Source organism: Paenibacillus lautus NBRC 15380 (assembly GCF_004000945.1).
Classification (GTDB): domain Bacteria; phylum Bacillota; class Bacilli; order Paenibacillales; family Paenibacillaceae; genus Paenibacillus_AQ; species Paenibacillus_AQ lautus.
Genome location: NZ_BIMF01000006.1, coordinates 53,122 through 71,785, shown reverse-complemented (window position 1 = coordinate 71,785; position 18,664 = coordinate 53,122). Strand labels below are relative to the sequence as shown.

Annotated in this window: 17 protein-coding genes; 16 read left to right on the top strand and 1 reads right to left on the bottom strand. The window is 51.8% G+C overall.

Translation table 11 applies throughout. The features are described 5' to 3' along the window. The first annotated feature begins 64 nt into the window (after positions 1 to 64). The 8 genes from PLA01S_RS13100 (at position 65) to PLA01S_RS13065 (ending at position 11,690) form a co-directional block, all read left to right on the top strand. Positions 65 to 1,672: a response regulator transcription factor gene (locus tag PLA01S_RS13100; RefSeq protein WP_127592594.1), complete on the top strand. Its 1,608-nt coding sequence runs from the start codon at positions 65 to 67 to the stop codon at positions 1,670 to 1,672. Beyond that, positions 1,669 to 3,411, top strand: a complete 1,743-nt coding sequence (locus tag PLA01S_RS13095; RefSeq protein WP_127592593.1) for a sensor histidine kinase — start codon at positions 1,669 to 1,671, stop codon at positions 3,409 to 3,411. The genes PLA01S_RS13100 and PLA01S_RS13095 overlap by 4 nt, the downstream gene beginning before the upstream one ends. A 240-nt stretch (positions 3,412 to 3,651) precedes the next feature. Then, on the top strand, positions 3,652 to 5,337 hold the full coding sequence (locus PLA01S_RS13090; RefSeq protein WP_127592592.1) for an ABC transporter substrate-binding protein: 1,686 nt from the start codon (positions 3,652 to 3,654) through the stop codon (positions 5,335 to 5,337). A 108-nt stretch (positions 5,338 to 5,445) separates the two neighbouring features. After that, positions 5,446 to 6,486 carry an ABC transporter permease gene (locus PLA01S_RS13085; RefSeq protein WP_127592591.1) on the top strand — a complete coding sequence of 347 codons (1,041 nt, stop codon included), beginning with the start codon at positions 5,446 to 5,448 and terminating at the stop codon, positions 6,484 to 6,486. Between the two features lie 51 nt (positions 6,487 to 6,537). Beyond that, the gene (locus PLA01S_RS13080; protein WP_113057829.1) at positions 6,538 to 7,473 is read left to right on the top strand and encodes a carbohydrate ABC transporter permease; all 936 of its coding nucleotides are present in this window, start codon (positions 6,538 to 6,540) and stop codon (positions 7,471 to 7,473) included. 155 nt (positions 7,474 to 7,628) lie between these two features. Continuing rightward, positions 7,629 to 8,645, top strand: coding sequence for an endo-1,4-beta-xylanase (locus PLA01S_RS13075; RefSeq protein ID WP_127592590.1), 1,017 nt, complete (start codon positions 7,629 to 7,631; stop codon positions 8,643 to 8,645). Between the two features lie 197 nt (positions 8,646 to 8,842). After that, complete coding sequence (locus PLA01S_RS13070; RefSeq protein WP_127592589.1) at positions 8,843 to 10,939, top strand: alpha-glucuronidase family glycosyl hydrolase; 2,097 nt, start codon at positions 8,843 to 8,845, stop codon at positions 10,937 to 10,939. 205 nt (positions 10,940 to 11,144) lie between these two features. Further along, positions 11,145 to 11,690 (top strand): hypothetical protein, encoded by a 546-nt coding sequence (locus PLA01S_RS13065; protein ID WP_127592588.1) that lies wholly within the window; start codon positions 11,145 to 11,147, stop codon positions 11,688 to 11,690. Here the strand turns inward: PLA01S_RS13065 and PLA01S_RS32820 are convergent. Then, complete coding sequence (locus PLA01S_RS32820; protein WP_272868145.1) at positions 11,669 to 11,920, bottom strand: S26 family signal peptidase; 252 nt, start codon at positions 11,918 to 11,920, stop codon at positions 11,669 to 11,671. The two genes, PLA01S_RS13065 and PLA01S_RS32820, sit on opposite strands and share 22 nt — an antisense overlap. Positions 11,921 to 11,933: 13 nt before the next feature. Here PLA01S_RS32820 and PLA01S_RS13060 point away from each other — a divergent pair, with 13 nt between their 5' ends. From PLA01S_RS13060 to PLA01S_RS13025, 8 genes are all read left to right on the top strand, one after another. After that, on the top strand, positions 11,934 to 12,257 hold the full coding sequence (locus PLA01S_RS13060) for a metal-sensitive transcriptional regulator (protein WP_127592587.1): 324 nt from the start codon (positions 11,934 to 11,936) through the stop codon (positions 12,255 to 12,257). A gap of 288 nt (positions 12,258 to 12,545) precedes the next feature. After that, on the top strand, positions 12,546 to 12,746 hold the full coding sequence (locus PLA01S_RS13055; protein ID WP_127592586.1) for a cation transporter: 201 nt from the start codon (positions 12,546 to 12,548) through the stop codon (positions 12,744 to 12,746). A gap of 36 nt (positions 12,747 to 12,782) precedes the next feature. Continuing rightward, the gene (locus tag PLA01S_RS13050) at positions 12,783 to 15,215 is read left to right on the top strand and encodes a heavy metal translocating P-type ATPase (RefSeq protein WP_127592585.1); all 2,433 of its coding nucleotides are present in this window, start codon (positions 12,783 to 12,785) and stop codon (positions 15,213 to 15,215) included. Positions 15,216 to 15,301: 86 nt separating this feature from the next. Then, positions 15,302 to 15,943 (top strand): nitrite reductase, encoded by a 642-nt coding sequence (locus PLA01S_RS13045; protein ID WP_127592584.1) that lies wholly within the window; start codon positions 15,302 to 15,304, stop codon positions 15,941 to 15,943. Positions 15,944 to 16,022: 79 nt separating this feature from the next. Continuing rightward, complete coding sequence (locus PLA01S_RS13040; RefSeq protein ID WP_127592583.1) at positions 16,023 to 16,229, top strand: beta-xylosidase family glycoside hydrolase; 207 nt, start codon at positions 16,023 to 16,025, stop codon at positions 16,227 to 16,229. Between the two features lie 309 nt (positions 16,230 to 16,538). Then, complete coding sequence (locus PLA01S_RS13035) at positions 16,539 to 16,970, top strand: MarR family winged helix-turn-helix transcriptional regulator (RefSeq protein ID WP_100541100.1); 432 nt, start codon at positions 16,539 to 16,541, stop codon at positions 16,968 to 16,970. 19 nt (positions 16,971 to 16,989) lie between these two features. After that, complete coding sequence (locus tag PLA01S_RS13030; protein WP_127592582.1) at positions 16,990 to 17,742, top strand: SDR family NAD(P)-dependent oxidoreductase; 753 nt, start codon at positions 16,990 to 16,992, stop codon at positions 17,740 to 17,742. Between the two features lie 105 nt (positions 17,743 to 17,847). Further along, positions 17,848 to 18,606 (top strand): SDR family NAD(P)-dependent oxidoreductase, encoded by a 759-nt coding sequence (locus PLA01S_RS13025; protein WP_127592581.1) that lies wholly within the window; start codon positions 17,848 to 17,850, stop codon positions 18,604 to 18,606. Positions 18,607 to 18,664 lie beyond the last annotated feature (58 nt).

Here is an 18,664-nt window from a genome sequence, read left to right as displayed (position 1 = left end):
GCTGGTGGATGGATAGAAGATCTGTGACAGGCAGATGTGCACGAATAGGCGAGGGGGACATACCGTGCAATGGAACCGGGCGATATTGGTGGATGACGAGGTGTTTACGCGCAAAGGGCTCCTGAAGCTGATTGATTGGGAAGCCTGCGGCTTTCAAATTGTGGATGAAGCGGATAACGGAGAAGATGCGCTGGAACTGATTGAACGGCTTCAGCCGGATGTGGTCATTACCGATATCCGTATGCCGGTGCTGGATGGACTCGAGCTGATCAGGCGTGTCGTTACGGACGATATTGTGAAGCCGTATTTCATTATTGTAAGCGGATACGATGATTTTAACTATGCCCAGCAGGCTGTTCGTTACGGCGTGCATGATTTCATTCTGAAACCGATTGACGAGACGGAATTCAGCCATGCGCTGGTTCGGCTCAGCGAACGGCTGGAGTCAGACCGCGAGGCTCGCGTGCGAGAAGAGAGGCTGTTGTCCGGAGCCTTGATGGAATCGCTCATTATAGGGGAAGCCGATGAGACGCTGCTATACGAATGGGAGCAACGCCTTGAACTCTTGCCGGGAGACCGTCTGTTCTATGTCTTTGTCGAACGGAATGACCATCCGCTGGCTTCGGCTAACGACAATGACGGGGGCAGAGGCGAATTCAAGGACAGGGTGGAAGCGGCCCTTCTTGCGATCTCGAATGGGGAACAGCCCTTCTATCTGCATGAGCACCGTAATCGAATCGGCATCATCGTTCCGGGGAGCATCCTGCAATCGTTCCAGGGGTGTCAGCGGGGATTTGCTAGGCGCATTCAGCAATCACTCGCCGATTCGGAGCATGAACGAATCTTCGTCTATTTCGGCCGGCCGGTTTCGAGACTGTCCCTCATTCAGGACGCCTACGAAACGGCCAAGGAAGCGCTCCTATACAAGTACATCTATGATGAGAGCGGCATGGTGATCCATGAGGAAGCCTCGGTGCATGATCTGCAATATATCGGGCTGGAAGAGCATCTTTATCAACAGCTGCTGGAGCAGATCGAGGAGCTGCATTTCGAGAAGCTGGAGGGGACGATTCGCTCGCTGTTTGAATCCTTTCAGGAGCAGCTGTATGCTCCCGAAGCGGTGAAGACGGCGATCAACCAATGCGTGTTGGGCGTGGTGCGGGTGCTCAGCAGCATGGATGGGGATCAAAGCCGGCTGTCCAGTCTGGAGCAGATGACCGAGTGGCATGACCGGAACTTGTCGCTTCATGGGCTGAAGCGGTTGTTTACGGATTTTGCGATTGAAAGCGCGAACTATATTGCGCAGCTTCGCAAGGAGCAGCACAAGGGCGGAATCCAGAAGATCCGGGCTTACATTGAGGCCCATTATCATGAGAACATCAGTCTGAAGGGCATTGCAGGGAAATTCTATATGAACCCGGTTTATCTGGGACAGCTGTTCAAAAAAGCGTACGGTATGTACTTTAATGATTTCCTGCTGCAGCTGCGCGTGAACGAAGCGAAGAGATTGCTGCGCCAGACGGATCTGCGCATCTATGAGGTGGCGGAGCGGGTCGGCTTCGGCAATCCGGACTATTTCGTTACGCAATTCGAGAAGATGGAACGGATGACGCCAAGCGAGTACCGGAGCCGCTTGATGAGGGAGGCCGCGTCCGAAGGGACGAATGCATGAAGCCGAGCCTAAATAATGTCCGTCTGCGGGACAAGATGCTGCTATTGTATTTCCTGGCTGTATTTTTACCGATCCTGATTACCAACCTCATCTTCTACAACGTGACATCCGGCAGCGTGAGGGAGCAGCGGATCCAGGATATAACCGTAGCGCTGGAGCAGATGAAAAACGAGTTCCGCCGAGAAGTCGAGGACGCCCTGGAGATCTCCTCGGTCTTCTACACGGACGTTCAATTGAACGAGATCATGGAAACGGTGTACGATCATCCGGCCGATTATATCGAGGCTTACGATACCTATCTCCGCCGCATACTGAATTCGGGCAGTGCCGTATACAATTCGGTCAGCGAGATCACGGTGTATGTGGGCAATCCGACCCTGCTGTATTCCGGCGGCATTAATTATATCAGCGACCAGGTGAAGGAAGAGGCTTGGTACAAGGCAATCGCGGGCAAGAACGTAACCCAGCCGATCGTGATGCGTACGGGCAACAACGGCCAATTGGACAGCTTCAGCATCATCCGGAGCATGAATTATTTCAGCTCCCAGGATGACCATACCAAGTATCTCAAGATTGATATGCGGATGCCCTCAATCCGTCAGATCATGAGCAATCTGAATGTGCAGGGCAAAGTATACCTGCTGAGCGGAGCCGGAAATATTGAATATACCACGGATCCGAAGGTCGATGTCATGCAGGGCTCCGTACCGTACAGCAGCATCGCACATGGCGACAAGTTTCTGGAGTTTCATACCGATACGTTCACGACCAACAATCTGAACACCTGGACGATTATGGCCGTGACGCCGGAGGATGTAGTGCTGCGTGACGTGCATCAGTCCTTGCGGTTCGTCATTGTGCTGACCTGCCTCAATTTCCTGCTTCCGAGCCTGGTGATTGTCTGGATCAGCCGGTCCCTGAACGTGCGTCTGGTACGGATACTCAAACATATGAAAAAGGTCAAGAACCAAAATTACGACACGATCCAAGAGGCTGAAGCACGTGACGAGATCGGTCAACTGACGGGTGAATTCAACCGGATGACCTTGCAGCTCGAGAGCCTGATCAATGACGTGTACGTAGCGGATATCCAGAAGAAGAACTTGGAGCTGCAGCGGAGGCATGCGCAATTGAACGCCCTGCAGAGCCAGATTAATCCGCACTTCCTCTTTAACGCCTTGGAGACGATCCGCATGCGCAGCCTGATGAAGGATGAGGATGAGACGGCAAAAATCATTCATAATATGGCGAAGATCTTCCGCAATTCGCTCGTTTGGAAAAAAGACATGGTGACACTCAAGGAAGAAGTGGAGTTTATCCATTGTTTCCTTGAGATCCAGAAATACCGGTTTGGCGACAAAATTGATTATTCGGTCCATGCGCCAGCCGAAGAGGGACACCTGCAAATACCGAAGATGGCCATCGTCACGTTTGTGGAGAATGCTTGCATTCACGGCATCGAGCCGCTCAAACACGGGGGGCGCATTGAAGTTCAGATTGTGCGCGAGGGCCAATCCCTAATCTGTACCATCCAAGATAACGGGGCAGGCATGTCCGCGGAGAAGGTAGAACGCATCTGCCGTTATCTGGATACCGAGGACGAGATGGGCGAGCGGATCGGCATTCAGAATGTCATTTACCGGTTGAAGCTGTACTACGGCAGCCGGTTCCGGTTTGACATCGACAGCTCGCCCGGACAAGGCACCCGGGTCAGGCTGTCCATCCCCATCGAAACATAACGACGGCAAATCCTGCTTGGCATTCCGATTCGGAGTGACTACAGCAGGATTTGTTCGTTAGACGGCAGGAGTGCAGCAGGAAGGCTGCGGAGCTGGGAGCTGCCATTTTTCACAACAAAAGATACGGTTCTATAGTTTTCTAAGTATCACCTAAAGATTGACGGGTGAAAATCGCTCATGAGCTCTCTTATAATGAAAGTGCTTACAAATTAACGAGACCGAAAGGGGTAGGTCCAGAGCATGAACAAGAAATTTTGGATAAGCTGTCTGACCGTGGTTATGATGGTATCGCTTCTGGCGGCTTGCGGCGGCGGTAAAGAGGCAGCGGATAACGCACCGGCTGCCGGCGGGGAAGGCGAGAAGAAAGAAGAGAAGGTCACCTTCACCTATTTCAACTCCGCAGCAGGTAAAGACAAAAATACGAACGAAACGACCATCGGTAAAATTTTCGAAGATCAAACCGGCGTGAATTTTAAAATGGAGCATTTGGTAGGAGACGAGAACACCAAGGTGGGAACCTTCATTGCCAGTAACGATTATCCCGATGTGATTGTGCCGGGGAGCTCGATCGATAAGCTGGTTGGGGCGGGCGCCTTCATTCCGCTCAATGACCTGATCGATAAGTACGGCCCTAACATCAAGCGTGTGTACGAGCCGTATTACAATCTGATGAAAGCCGAGGACGGCAACATTTACTTCCTCCCGCTGAGCGCGGTTGTAGGAGAGTACACGTCGGCTCCCAACATTGAACAGGGCGCATTCTGGATTCAGCGCCGCGTTCTGAAGGAAGCGGGTTATCCGAAGATTAAGACGTTCGACGACTACCTGGGCCTGATTCGCGACTACGTGAAGAAACATCCGGAGGAAGGCCTGACCGGGTACTTGGCACTGACGACGCAGGATAAATTCTTTGCCTTCACGAATGCTCCGATGCACTTGGCCGGCTATCCGAACGATGGCGGCATTATCATTGACATGGAAACCCACGTGGCGAACGACTACGCGGACGATGACATAACGAAGCGTTACCTGCAGGAGCTGAACAAGCTGAATGCGGAAGGCCTGTTCGATAAATCCTCTTTTGTGGACAACTATGATCAATACCTTGCCAAATTGGCTTCCGGTAAGGTGCTTGGCTTCTTCGATTACAGATGGCAGGCAGGCCAAGCGATCAACAACCTGCGTGAAGCAGCCAACAAGTCGGGTAGTGACGACCTCGAATATATGGCGCTGCCGATCGTGTACGATGAGAACATCAAGGATCAATATCTGGATCCGCCATCCTTTGTTAACAACCGCGGCGTAGGGATTTCCGTCAGCGCGAAGGATCCGGAGCGCATTGTGAAATACTTCAACAACCTGCTGACGGACGAGAACCAGATTCTGTCCAACTGGGGCATCAAGGACGAGACATACTCCGTAGATGAGAATGGTCGTTTCTATCGTACGGAAGAGCAGATTGCACAGACCAATACGGAGTCCTTCCGGGAGACGTTCGGATTCAAATACTTCGAGTACAACTGGCCTCGCTACGGCAACGGCTCCACGCTGCCTGACGGTAACTCTGTCGGTGCAGGACGCCAGCCTGAGGTTGCCAAGATGTCTTACTCCGAACCGGACAAGAAACTGCTGGAAGCATACGATATCGATTCCTTCTCGCAATTGTTTGCGGCACCGGACGACCGTCCATGGTACCCGGCTTGGAGCATTCCGATTGATCAAGGCTCACCAGCCCAAATCTTCACTCAGAAGAAGAGCGATTTGCAGCGTAAATACTTCCCGAAACTGGTTCTTGCAAACCCTGCGGAGTTTGACGGTATCTGGAACGAATATGTTGGCGAGTTCAGCAAGCTGGATGTGAAGGGGTACGAGGATCTGATCACCGAGGAAGTAGCCAAGAAAATCGCAAATGCCCAAGGAAAATAATAAATGAAGGAGAGGCGCAAGGGACGGACCACACGAAATGCTTGTATCCGTCCCTCCTCTTCTATAACTAGCATAATTGTAAGGGCTGGATAGGAAGGAGAAGAAACCGTGGATAAAGCGAACCCGATTGGACCTGCAGAGACTACGGCGTTACGCGAAACGCCGGCGGTATCGAAAGGTTTCTTCAATAAACAACGGAAAAACGATACTGGATTAAACAATAGACCGCCAACAGGCGAAAAAAGCTTCTTCCAGAAGCTGCTGCAGCAGAAGGCACTGGTCTTCATGTCGATTCCTTTTTTGATATGGTTGTTTGTCTTTAAGTACCTGCCGCTATGGGGCTGGACCATCGCGTTTCAGGACTTTAAACCGGCCAAAAAGATATTCGATCAGGAATGGGTGGGCTTGCAGCATTTTACCTTTCTGTTTCAGGACGAACACTTCCTTCGGGTGATGCGCAACACGCTCGCCATGAGTTTCATTAATCTCGTCTTGGGGTTTGTTACGGCGATTGTGTTAGCGATCCTGCTCAATGAGCTCCGTAATTTGATGTTTAAACGGGTCGTGCAGACGATCAGTTATTTGCCCCATTTCATCTCTTGGGTTGTGGCTGCGAGCATTATTTCGACGGCCCTGTCCGCAGACGGCGGGATTATCAATGAACTCCTCATGTGGTTCGGGATCATTAAGGAACCGATCCTATGGCTTGGGGAAGGGGAATATTTCTGGGGAATACTCGGTGTTTCGGAGGTATGGAAGAATGTCGGCTGGAACACCATCATATATTTGGCTGCCATGACGATGATTGATCCCTCGCAGTACGAGGCGGCGGAAATCGATGGCGCCGGACGCTTTCAAAGGATCTGGAACATCACCTTGCCGGGTCTGAAACCGGTATTCATCATCCTGCTGATCATGAATATCGGCAACCTGCTCGAATCCGGGTTTGAACCGCAATATTTGCTTGGCAACGGCATGAACGTGGATTATTCCGAGAACCTGGATATTTTCGTGCTGAAATACGGTATTCAGATGGGCAACTTCTCGCTCTCGATTGCAGCCGGCATGTTCAAGACGGTCGTCAGCTTCATACTCTTGTTCACGGCTAACCATATCGCGAAGAGACTGGGCGAAGATCGCTTGTTCTAAGCGAAGCTTGCGAGGACCGTTCTCTATCAGAAAACGTACAGGAGGATTCATATGGCGAAGATTTCAGATTCACCGCGGGCCCACGCCCGGTTCAAGTCTCCCGCGGACCGGTTATTCGATACCTTTAATATTGTGTTCATGATCTGTCTCATGATCGTCACGCTGTACCCGTTCATCAATACGCTCGCGGTTTCCTTCAACCATGCGACGGATTCGGTGAAAGGCGGCATTTATTTATGGCCGCGGGATTTCACATGGGAGAATTACAAATATGTATTTAACGAAGCCACGATATTCCACGCTACCTTCATCTCGGTTCTGCGTACGTTGATCGGAACGATCACTTCCGTATTCTGCTGTGCCATGGTGGCCTATACGATTAGCCGTCCGGAATATGTGCTGCGCAAATTCGTATCGATTGCCTTCATCTTGACCATGTATTTCAGCGGCGGTTTGATTCCGAACTTTCTGTTGATTCGCGAATTGGGCATGCTGGGTACCTTCTCGGTGTACATCATTCCGGGCCTGATCGGCGTGTTTAACGTGATCGTTATCCGTTCCTTCATTGAAGGACTGCCGGAGGGAATTCTGGAATCGGCCCGGATCGACGGCGCCGGTGAATTCACGACTTTCATGAAAATCGTGCTTCCGCTATGCGTGCCCGTACTTGCTACGGTATCGCTGTTCACGGCAGTATCCCAGTGGAACTCCTGGTTTGACGTATTCTTGTACAACTCTTCATACAGCGAGCTTAGCACCTTGCAGTATGAGTTGATGAAAATACTCCAGAATTCGAATTCCTCGCTGAATTCGGGCAACGACTATGCAAGCCAGTTTGCAAGCTCGGAAAGCGGCGCGAATCAGGTGACGCCGACTTCCATTCGGGCAACGATGACCATCGTGGCCAGCGTGCCGATCATTCTGGTGTATCCGTTCCTGCAAAAATACTTTGTGCAAGGAATGACCCTTGGCGGGGTGAAAGGTTAAGCTGCGGAAGACCGCTAAATATGTACAACTGCTCCCCGAGCACACGGTACGTGGTCAGGGGCATGCTTGGATGGCTGCCGACCAACGATGCCGTTGGCATCATGATCATAAACCATCAATCTTGCTATGATCTCTATTTCAAGGAGGGATTGCGTATGTCCAACACGCATCGAAATGAACCGAGGCTTAAGGAAATGTTCGCGGATGACTTTCTCATCGGAGCGGCCGTGAACCCGCGGACAATCGAAACGCAGGAGGAACTGCTATCGTACCATTTCAACAGCATTACAGCGGAAAATGAAATGAAGTTTGTCAGCGTGCATCCGGCGGAGGATACGTATACGTTCGAGGACGCGGACCGACTTGCCGCCTTCGCCCGCAAGCATGGCATGAAGATGCGCGGCCATACGCTGGTATGGCATAACCAAACGACCGACTGGCTGTTTGAGGACAAGAACGGGAGCCTGGTAGATAAAGCCACGCTGTACGCACGGCTGAAGTCGCATACCGACACGGTCGTGAAGCGATACAAGGACGGTATTTACGCCTGGGACGTCGTGAACGAGGTAATCTCCGATGAAGGTGCCGAACTTCTTCGTCCGTCCAAATGGCTGGACATTGCGGGTCCCGATTTTATCTCCAAGGCATTCGAGTATGCTCATGAAGCCGATCCGTCGGCCCTCTTGTTCTATAACGATTACAATGAGTCCCATCCGAACAAGCGGGACAAAATCCATACGCTGGTCAAGTCGCTGCTGGATCAAGGAACGCCGATCCATGGCGTAGGCTTGCAGGCGCACTGGAATCTGTACGACCCGGGTCTTGACGATATCCGGGCGGCGATCGAGAAGTACGCGTCGCTCGGCCTACAGCTCCAGCTTACGGAGCTCGATGTGTCGATGTTCCGGTTTGACGACAAGCGGAAGGATCTGACCGAAGCGCCGGAAGAACTTCTGGAGGCTCAAGCTAAGCGGTATGAGGCGATGTTCGGCATTCTGAAGGAGTACCGGGATCATATTACGTCCGTTACCTTCTGGGGCGCAGCCGACGATTACACTTGGCTGGACGATTTCCCGGTACGGGGGCGGAAGAATTGGCCCTTCCTGTTCGATGAGCGGCATCAGCCGAAACCGGCGTTTCACCGGTTGGTGGAGATTACAGCCAAGGTGTAATCCGTTATGGCGCGGATCAGCATTCATCCTAATCAAATACGAAGCAATATAAGCGGTTAAGGCTGCCATCAGCTTGTCATGTTGCCGGTCCTTGTGGCCGGCATCTGTATTTTGGCTCTGATGGGAAGCAGGAGTTTAAGACAACGGCAATCCGAAGAGATGGCACTGGCTTTTTGCCAAAGAAGGAGGAACTGACATTGAACAGCACTTTATATAAAGCGTGGCTGCAGTATGCGCCCGTGAAGGATCGCAAGCTTGCCGCCGGATACGGCAGGCTGCTCGGCACGATTGTGTCGGACCTGCAGCAGTCGCGGGTTGCTAACGCCGCCATGGAGGAGCTGAAGAGGGCGTGCCAATCCATGCTCGGTATCGTACCGGTCATCACGGCCGAGGCCCCGGCTTCATCTTATCTCGAGGTACGCATTCTTGCGGCAGCTGAAGCAGACATGGGAGAAATGGATGGGGTCGGCTCAGGCGGGGATAAGGGCCGGATGGAGGAAGCCCGGCTAGGCGCAGAAGGCTTTCAGCTGGAGCATTTAGCTTTAGGCCAAGGGCAGCAGGAGAAGCTGGTACTGACCGGTGGATCCGGTAAAGGCATATTATATGGGGTGTTTCATTTATTGAGATTGCTGGCCTCCCACCAACCGTTAACCGGACTGAACGTGACCGAGCAGCCAGTGAACGGACTGCGGATGATCAATCAATGGGACAATGCCGACGGCTCGGTGGAACGCGGGTACTCGGGCAGCTCGATTTTTTACGAAAACGGACGGTTTACCGAAAATCTGGATCGGGTAAGAGACTACGCCCGCCTGTTGGCTTCCGTGGGCATGAATGCCATCTCCATTAATAACGTCAATGTGCACGAGATCGAGACGAAATTCATTACTGCGGAATATTTGCCGACGATTGCGAAGATCGCGGATATCTTCCGGGAATATGGCATGACATTGTACTTGAGCATTAACTTTGCGGCTCCGCTGCATATCGGCGGCGTGTCCACCTCCGACCCGCTGAACGAAGAGGTTCGGCAGTGGTGGAAGGACACGGCGAATGAGATTTACGATCATATCCCGGACTTCGGCGGCTTCCTGGTGAAGGCGGATTCGGAGCATCGACCGGGCCCGTTTGCCTATGGCAGGGACCATGCCGATGGTGCCAATATGCTGGCCGAGGCGCTGGAGCCTCATGGCGGGCTTGTCATCTGGCGCTGCTTCGTCTACAACTGCATGCAGGATTGGCGCGACCGCAGCACGGACCGAGCGCGTGCGGCCTATGATCATTTTACCCCGCTGGATGGACGGTTTAAGGACAATGTACTGCTGCAGATCAAGAACGGACCGATGGACTTTCAGGTACGGGAGCCGGTATCACCGCTGTTCGGCAGCATGAAAGAGACCAATCAGGTGCTGGAGTTCCAGATCGCGCAGGAATATACGGGGCAGCAGCGTCACGTATGCTATTTGGTACCGCAGTGGAAAGAGGTGCTGGATTTCGATACCTATGCGAACGGACCGGGCTCCGAGATTAAGAAGATCGTGGACGGCTCGCTGCACGGCATGACATTCAGCGGTATCGCCGCCGTTTCCAACATCGGAAATGATGAGAACTGGACGGGTCACACCTTGGCGCAGGCGAATCTGTATGGCTTCGGACGCCTGATCTGGGATCCGGAATTGTCCTCCGAGGGGATCGCGGAAGAATGGACGAGGCTAACCTTCGGCAATGACGAACCGGTGGTCGACACGGTATGCGATATGCTGATGCAATCGTGGCCGATCTATGAAAGCTACACTTCCCCGCTCGGGGTGGGCTGGATGATTACGCCGCATACGCATTATGGCCCGGATGTGGACGGCTATGAATATTCAAGGTGGGGTACGTACCATTTTGCCGATCGGGACGGGATGGGCGTCGATCGCACGGTGGCGACAGGCACGGGTTATACCGCACAGTATTTCGAGCCGAATAGGGCCCGATATGATTCGCTGGCGGATTGTCCTGACGAGCTGCTGCTGTTCTTCCATCATGTGCCGTATTCCCATGTGTTGAAATCCGGTAAAACGGTGATTCAGCATATTTATGACTCACATTTTGCCGGGGCGCAAGCAGCGGCTGGACTGCTCGACGCATGGACCTCGCTAGAGGATAAAGTCGATCCGGTGCGTTTCATTCAAGTAACCGAGCGGCTGGCCGATCAGGCGGAGCATGCGAAGCACTGGCGGGACGTGATCAACACGTATTTCTTCCGTAAATCGGGCGTGCCGGATGAGCAGGGGCGGACGATGTACTAAGTTCATTTTATAACTGGACGTGGAAATTAGGGGATGCCCCATCAGATGTTGGATCTGATGGGCATCCTTTTTTCATGGCTGGATACTTTTCGAAAGCCGAATCTTTTTGTGAGCATGTACTTTTGATGCACGCCCAGGTAGAAATAGTGCCCTTTGTAAAGCATTATATGGTAAAATCTTGAAAAAAACTCTAGAGGAGGATTACATGGTTAGATACTTCTGCTTGTTGATAGTATTGATCCTGGTCTTAGGAGGCTGTAGCGGCGGCGGTGAGCCAACGGAGAAGTTTTCCAAAGAAGACATGGGGATCGTGCGCATAGATAATGGCCAAAAGGTACACTACGGCATGAATCGTGCGGATGCTGAAAAAGTGCTTGGCACGGGACAAGAGCATGCCAGGGGTGTATTTGACTACGATTTCGGGATCGCGGTGTTCTACAGAGATGATGCCATTGTTGCGATCAGGATGGAGGAAGAATCGAAAGGTCATTATCAAACAACGCGCGGTGCTGAAATAGGAATGCAAATTGGCGAGATCAAGAAACGATATGGGGAGCAATATGAGCCATCACAGTCCGATGACATCCTGGATTACTTCTATGACTATAAAAAAGGAAAGTTCCTGGAGAAAAATTCGCCCGAAACAGAAGAAGAGGCGCGGAATATTTTTATTTTTTCATCCATGTTCCATAAAGGGCAAGCGGACACCTTTCTGTTTCTTGATAGTTATTACGCGTCCTCCGGCAAATGATTCAGGACTTGGCGATAATCTTCCGTCACACCGACAACCTTGCCTTCAATCCGATCAGCAGCAAGCGGGCCGAAGTGCCGACTGTCAACACCTCGCCACCAGTTATCATCCATCACAAAGTAATGATCATTCGGAATCCAATCTTCATTCCATAAGCTGGGCTTTATAGGGTGGGGGGCTATATGATATAATGGAAATAGGGTTAGAATAAGATGAAGTAACGTGATCAAGGGGGGAATGGGTATGACAATCGAGAACCATGTACATGACGCATGCGCGGTAACCAGTGAACGGAAGAGCCATCATTCCGACAAAACGAAAAGCAATCTCGTCAGCCGGTTGAACCGGATTGAAGGACAGATTCGCGGTGTAAAGGGCTTAATTGAGAAGGATACGTACTGTGATGATGTATTAAACCAGATCTCCTCGATCCAGTCGGCCTTGAACGGCGTCAGCAAATTGCTGCTTGAGCATCATATGAAGAGCTGTGTGGTGGAACGCCTGCAGGAAGGTGACGACGATGTTATTACCGAGCTGTTAACAACCATGAACAAGTTAATGAAATAATGGAATTCCTGGCTGGAGACGGTCTGGTTATGATGAGTGTCCATGGAGCTGCCACCTTCTAAAGGTGGCAGTTGGTGTTTATTCAAGGTGAAGAATACCGCACGGTTAAGCGGTTAAAGCATAGCGGGGAACATTTTTTCAGAAAAAGTGAGAAAATCCATTGACTAAATATAGGGTAGGGGGGTATACTAACATCAAGAAACGAGCACAACCAGTTCAAAACTTATTCCGGGCATGCTTCTAGAAGGGCTGCTCACAATAAAACATAATCCAAAGGAGAGATTGAACATGGAACAGGTAATCATAAAAGTAGAAGGTATGTCATGCATGCATTGCGTGAATTCCATTGAAGGAGCTTTAAAGAATGAGAACATCGAGGGTCATGTGGATTTGAAGGCAGGCACTGTCTCCGTCAAATACGACGCAGGCAAAGTCAATTTGGATAAAATCAAAGAAATTATCGAGGAACAAGGATACAACGTAGTTTAACTATACGGCACGAGGATGCAGAGGGGTGAGGAGAAGATGGGAGCAGAAGCAACAATGGAACAGAAGAAAACGTCGCTGCAGTTAACGGGTATGACATGTGCCGCCTGTGCGAATCGGATTGAGAAGGGTCTAAGCAAAATGGAGGGCGTCCAGGAAGCGAATGTGAATTTTGCGCTGGAAAAAGCGTCGGTTACATTTGATCCGAATGTGGTTACCGTCCAGCAAATGGAAGAGAAAATTGAAAAGCTGGGTTACGGAACAGCAAAGGAAACCGTGGACCTGCAGCTGATTGGCATGTACTGTGCTGCCTGTGCTTCGAAAATCGAGAAAGTGGTAAGCCGGATGCCAGGTGTTAATCAGGCCAACGTCAATTTTGCACTGGAGACGGCCCGGGTGGAATTCAATCCCGCAGAGGTAAGCCTTAGCGATATTCAACAGCGTGTGGAGAAGCTCGGGTATCAGGCGGTTTCCAAACAGGAGACGCTTGATCAGGAAAGTCACCGCAAGGAGGCCATCACCAAGCAAAAGCGGAAGCTGCTCCTGTCGGCGATTCTGTCTCTGCCGCTGCTCTGGGCCATGGTGAGCCATTTCTCCTTCACCTCTTGGATCTGGATGCCGGATCTGTTTATGAACCCTTGGTTCCAGTTGATCTTGGCAACGCCGGTGCAGTTTTTTATCGGGAAACAGTTCTATGTGGGAGCCTATAAGGCTCTTCGCAACAAAAGCGCCAATATGGACGTTCTGGTCGCACTCGGTACGTCGGCAGCCTATTTCTACAGTCTGTATTTAACGATTGATTGGGCCGCTGCCGGAGCCAATGTACACCATGGGCCCGAAATGTACTATGAAACCAGTGCGGTGCTGATCACGCTGGTCATTATGGGGAAACTGTTCGAATCCCTGGCTAAAGGCCGTACCTCGGAGGCTATCAAAACCCTGATGGGTCTTCAAGCCAAAACGGCGCTGGTCGTTCGTGACGGTCAGGAGATGACCATTCCGGTGGAACAGGTCCTGGTGGGTGATCTCGTATTGGTAAAGCCGGGTGAGAAAATCCCGGTAGACGGTAAAGTCGTGGAGGGCACGTCGGCGGTAGATGAGTCAATGCTGACAGGTGAAAGCATTCCGGTTGAGAAAAAAGCGGGCGATGCTGTTATCGGCGCCACCATAAACAAGAACGGACGCTTGACGCTTGAAGCGACGAAAGTGGGTAAGGAGACCGCTCTAGCCCAAATTATCAAGGTGGTTGAGGAAGCGCAAGGCTCCAAAGCTCCGATTCAGCGGGTAGCTGATGTCATCTCCGGCATTTTCGTTCCGATCGTGGTCGGGATTGCGATTGTTGCCTTCCTCGTGTGGTACTTCTGGGTAACGCCTGGTAATTTCGCTCAATCTTTAGAAATCGCTATTGCGATTCTGGTTATTGCTTGTCCGTGTGCGTTGGGTCTGGCTACACCGACCTCGATCATGGCGGGTTCGGGCCGCGCTGCAGAACTGGGTGTTCTGTTCAAGGGCGGAGAGCATCTGGAGTCCACCCATAAAATCAATACGATTATTCTGGATAAAACAGGGACGGTCACCAAAGGCAAACCCGAGTTGACCGATGTGGAAGTTCATAACTTTGATCAAGAGCTGTTCCTTCGTCTGGTCGGATCTGCTGAGAAGAGCTCCGAGCATCCGCTTGCTGAAGCGATTGTGGCCGGAATTGAGGCAAAAGGAAAGCAGCTTCCGGCAGCTGAGCATTTTGAAGCCATTCCAGGCTATGGCATCCGTGCCAGCGTGGAAGGACACGAGGTGCTGGTCGGTACACGTAAGCTGATGGCACAGCATAACGTGCCGATTGATGCGATCCTCGGCAGAATGTCAGAGCTTGAAACCGAGGGCAAGACTGCCATGTTAACGGCTGTAGACGGCCAATATGCAGGTCTTGTGGCTGTGGCAGATACAATCAAGGAGACGTCCCGTGCTGCCGTAGCGAGATTGAAAGAAATGGGCATCGAAGTCATTATGATTACCGGTGACAATGAACGCACGGCACAGGCCATCGCGAAGCAGGTTGGAATCGACCATGTGCGGGCCGAGGTACTGCCGGAAGGCAAAGCGGATGAAGTGAAGAAGCTTCAGCAGCAGGGCAAGAAGGTCGCCATGGTTGGCGACGGCATTAACGATGCGCCGGCACTTGCGGTTGCCGACATCGGCATGGCTATCGGTACAGGTACGGACGTGGCAATGGAAGCCGCTGACGTGACGCTGATGAAGGGGGATCTGAACAGCATTCCGGATGCCATCTACATGAGCCGCAAGACGATGAGCAACATCCGTCAGAACCTCTTCTGGGCGTTGGGTTATAACTCGCTTGGCATTCCGATTGCCGCCATCGGTCTTCTGGCACCTTGGGTGGCCGGGGCCGCCATGGCACTGAGCTCCGTATCGGTTGTGCTGAATGCCCTTCGCCTGCAGCGGATGAAGGTATAACGGAAGCAAAGAGACCGTTCATATATAGCGTGGATCAAACCTAGCAAGGAAACGATAATAAGGGCGACTTGATGGGAGTGTAGACATTGGCATCGCAAAAATTTGCAGTGACACCCGGCTTTGAGGTGGGCGGAACGCTGTTCCGCCCGGATCAGCTGGCGGTCTTGGGGTCTATCGTAGGCGAGGATGCCCGTATTGAGATGACAACCTTTAAGCAATTGTACGTGGAGATGGATGCAGATCGGGTGGTGGAAGCCAAGGCAAAGCTGGAAGCCGCCGGACTTCAGGTTCATCCCGCGGGCTTTGTCTCCAAGAGCCTGATCACCTGCAACTTCTGCCGGGGGGCGGAGGATTCGGGACTGGACGTTGCAAAGATGCTGGATGGAGTAATCGCCGATCATCCTGTACCAAATCCGCTAAAGATCGGTTACGCGGGCTGTGCGCTCGGCACCAGTGAACCGCTGCTTAAAGATATTGCCGTTATTAAGATGCGGAATACCTATGATATCTATGTAGGTGGAGAGCCGAGAGGGTTGAAGGCTGCTCTAGCCAAGCAACTGCATACGGATTTGACACCGCAGCAGCTGGCTCCAATCATCCTGAAGCTGATCACTATCTATCAGGAGCATGGCAAGAAAAAAGAGAAGTTCTCGCGCTTCGTAGACCGCATGACGCTCGACCAACTGCGTCAACTCACGCTGGATGCGCGGATGGATACGGCAGGATGAACGAAAGGCTAAGAAGGCATCACCTGGGGTGGTGCCTTTTTCCATCACCAACGTGCGTATTAGGGATCTCCCATTTTGTGTGGATTCCCTGTCAGGTGACGTAGACGGCAGCCGATGGATTCGAATCGCATCTGCCCCAGCCGCCATTGTCTCGTCCGATCGGAATGGCGGATTTATCCTAGCGCTGATCGCTCGCTACACTACCGGGAATAGCAGAGAAAGCTCGGCTCACGCCGACTACGATACTTTTGAATATACCGGCTATTCCTCTATCGGGATACACTGAAACGAGGATGGATATACTTTCAAGAGCACCTGAGGGTGCTCTTTTTTCTATAGATAAAACGTGCTATCCATTGGAATCTTTGCTTGGTTCGATCAAGCGAGATCCACTCTGAGCGCATTTCGTCTTCTCTGCTTGCGACGGTGGGAATAACAACCAGATCGGGCATTTTATCGTGGTTGACGAGCGATGTGCAAGGGTATACAATTTATATTGTTAAAAGCTTTTAACTATTTAAATTTGTAATATATGTGTAAGACTTCGTTGTGCATCGAGGTGATGAAACTGGATAAGAGGGAACAATTATCTAACATGGTAGCCCGTCAGATGATGACGCTTGTGGCGAACTATGCCAAGATTCTGGACAATGATTTGACCGGCCCCCAGTACTACGTGCTGCAGACCTTGGCGTATGAGGGGCAGCAGACCAGCTCGTATTTTGCCAATGCCTTAAATGTTACGCTGTCGGCCGTGACCAACTTGAGCAACAAGCTGGTCAGTAAGGGTTATATTGAACGGGTGGCGTCCAGCGAGGACAGGCGTCAGGTCTATCTTAAGATTACGGAGCAGGGCCGTGAAGTTGAAGCCCGGATGATTGCGAAGTACCGTGAATTGAATGAAGGCTTATGGTCGGATTTCTCGGATCAGGAGATGGATGTGTTGATCGCTTCATACGAGAAGATGATTGAACATCTGCAGCTTAAGATCGGGCGGTCCAATGAAGATAGCCAAACCAACGACTAGTATTTCAGGAGGTATTCTCATGGGGAGATTAGACAATAAAGTAGCAATCATTACAGGTGCAGCAGGTGGTATGGGTGAAGCCGACGCTCTTTTGTTTGCGCAGGAGGGAGCCAAGGTTGCGATTACGGACCTTCAGGAAGACAAGATCAAAGACGTCGTAGCCGAGATTGAAGCGCTTGGCGGCGAAGCGATCGGATTCAAGCACAACGTAGCTTCCGAGGAAGATTGGGTTCGTGTCGTAGACGAGACGGTTCAAAAATTCGGCAAAATCGACATCCTGGTCAACAATGCCGGTGTCTCCAATGCAACGCCGTTCATGGATTTGACGGTCGAAGGCTGGGAGAAGACCATGTCGATTAACGTTACGAGCATATTCCTCGGCCAAAAATATGTTATTCCGCACATGATCGAAGCCGGCGGCGGTTCCATCGTCAACATTTCCTCCATTGCCGGCCTGACCGGCGGCAGCGGCGCCGGTCCTTACACGGCAAGCAAAGGCGCGGTACGCATGCTGACCAAAGCCACGGCCGTTGACTTCGCGAAGCATAACATCCGCTGCAATTCGGTTCACCCTGGCTACATCGAAACGCCAATGACCGTGGATCTCTTCAAGGATGAGCAAATGATGCAGTGGTTCCAATCCCAGACTCCGCTTCCACGCCTGGGCAAAGCGGAAGATATCGCACGCGGCGTATTGTTCCTGGCTTCGGATGAGTCTTCTTACATTACAGGCGTTGAGCTGCCGATCGATGGCGGATATTTCGCGAAGTAATTCATCCTTCCAATGGCTTGTCTATAAGCGATAGACGGCAGAAATGATCGTGATACAACTCGGTCAGGCCTAATTTTATTTTTCCATCAAGGGGAGTGTTGTTTCATGTCCGATAACAAACAGATCGCTGTCATTACCGGGGCAGCCAGCGGGATCGGCAGAGCCAGCAGCTTGAAATTGGCTGAGAACGGTGCAGCGGTAGTGCTCGTTGATTTCAACAAGGAAGCCGGCGAGGAAACGCTGCGTTTAATCAAGGAGCAGGGCGGAGAGGGCATCTTCGTGCAAGCGGATGTGACCAAAACCGAAGATGTCCAGAACTACGTGAATCAGGCGGTTAAGGCCTATGGCAGAATCGATTTTTTCTTCAACAATGCGGGTATCGTGCAGAAGTTCTCGATGCTGGACGACATCGACGAGAACGAATTTGACCGTCAAATGAACGTGAACGTCAAGGGCGCTTTTCTCGGGATGAAGTATGTATTGAAAGTCATGAAGGAGCAGGGCAGCGGACATATCGTCAATACCGCTTCCACGGCAGGTATCCGCAGCGAGCACAGTGCGGCCGCTTATTCGGCAAGCAAGCATGCGGTGGTGGGCTTGACGAAGGGAGCAGCGCTGGAATACGTGAAGCAGGGCATTCGCGTGAACGCAATCTGCCCGGGCGGCGTTCAGACGCCGCTTACGGCAGCGGTGGCCAAGTCCTTCATGGAAGGCGGCTACGTGCCTGAGGAAGTGGGCAACATGCGGATGGGCCGTCCGGCTGAGGCGGATGAAATCGCGAACGTGGTTGCCTTCCTGGCTTCTCCGGGCTCCAGCTACATGACAGGCTCGCTGGTTACAATTGATGGCGGATTGACGCTGTAATATATATTTGAAAAAAGACCAGTCAAGCACCGGAGTTCCGGGTTTGACTGGTCTTTTT

Coding starts and splice junctions, on each gene's coding strand:
- PLA01S_RS13060 (WP_127592587.1), top strand. CDS start 11,934: ATGACAATCGAGAACCATGTACATGACGCATGCGCGGTAACCAGTGAA.
- PLA01S_RS13050 (WP_127592585.1), top strand. CDS start 12,783: ATGGGAGCAGAAGCAACAATGGAACAGAAGAAAACGTCGCTGCAGTTA.
- PLA01S_RS13065 (WP_127592588.1), top strand. CDS start 11,145: ATGGTTAGATACTTCTGCTTGTTGATAGTATTGATCCTGGTCTTAGGA.
- PLA01S_RS13090 (WP_127592592.1), top strand. CDS start 3,652: ATGAACAAGAAATTTTGGATAAGCTGTCTGACCGTGGTTATGATGGTA.
- PLA01S_RS13035 (WP_100541100.1), top strand. CDS start 16,539: ATGGTAGCCCGTCAGATGATGACGCTTGTGGCGAACTATGCCAAGATT.
- PLA01S_RS13030 (WP_127592582.1), top strand. CDS start 16,990: ATGGGGAGATTAGACAATAAAGTAGCAATCATTACAGGTGCAGCAGGT.
- PLA01S_RS13075 (WP_127592590.1), top strand. CDS start 7,629: ATGTCCAACACGCATCGAAATGAACCGAGGCTTAAGGAAATGTTCGCG.
- PLA01S_RS13080 (WP_113057829.1), top strand. CDS start 6,538: ATGGCGAAGATTTCAGATTCACCGCGGGCCCACGCCCGGTTCAAGTCT.
- PLA01S_RS13025 (WP_127592581.1), top strand. CDS start 17,848: ATGTCCGATAACAAACAGATCGCTGTCATTACCGGGGCAGCCAGCGGG.
- PLA01S_RS13095 (WP_127592593.1), top strand. CDS start 1,669: ATGAAGCCGAGCCTAAATAATGTCCGTCTGCGGGACAAGATGCTGCTA.
- PLA01S_RS13055 (WP_127592586.1), top strand. CDS start 12,546: ATGGAACAGGTAATCATAAAAGTAGAAGGTATGTCATGCATGCATTGC.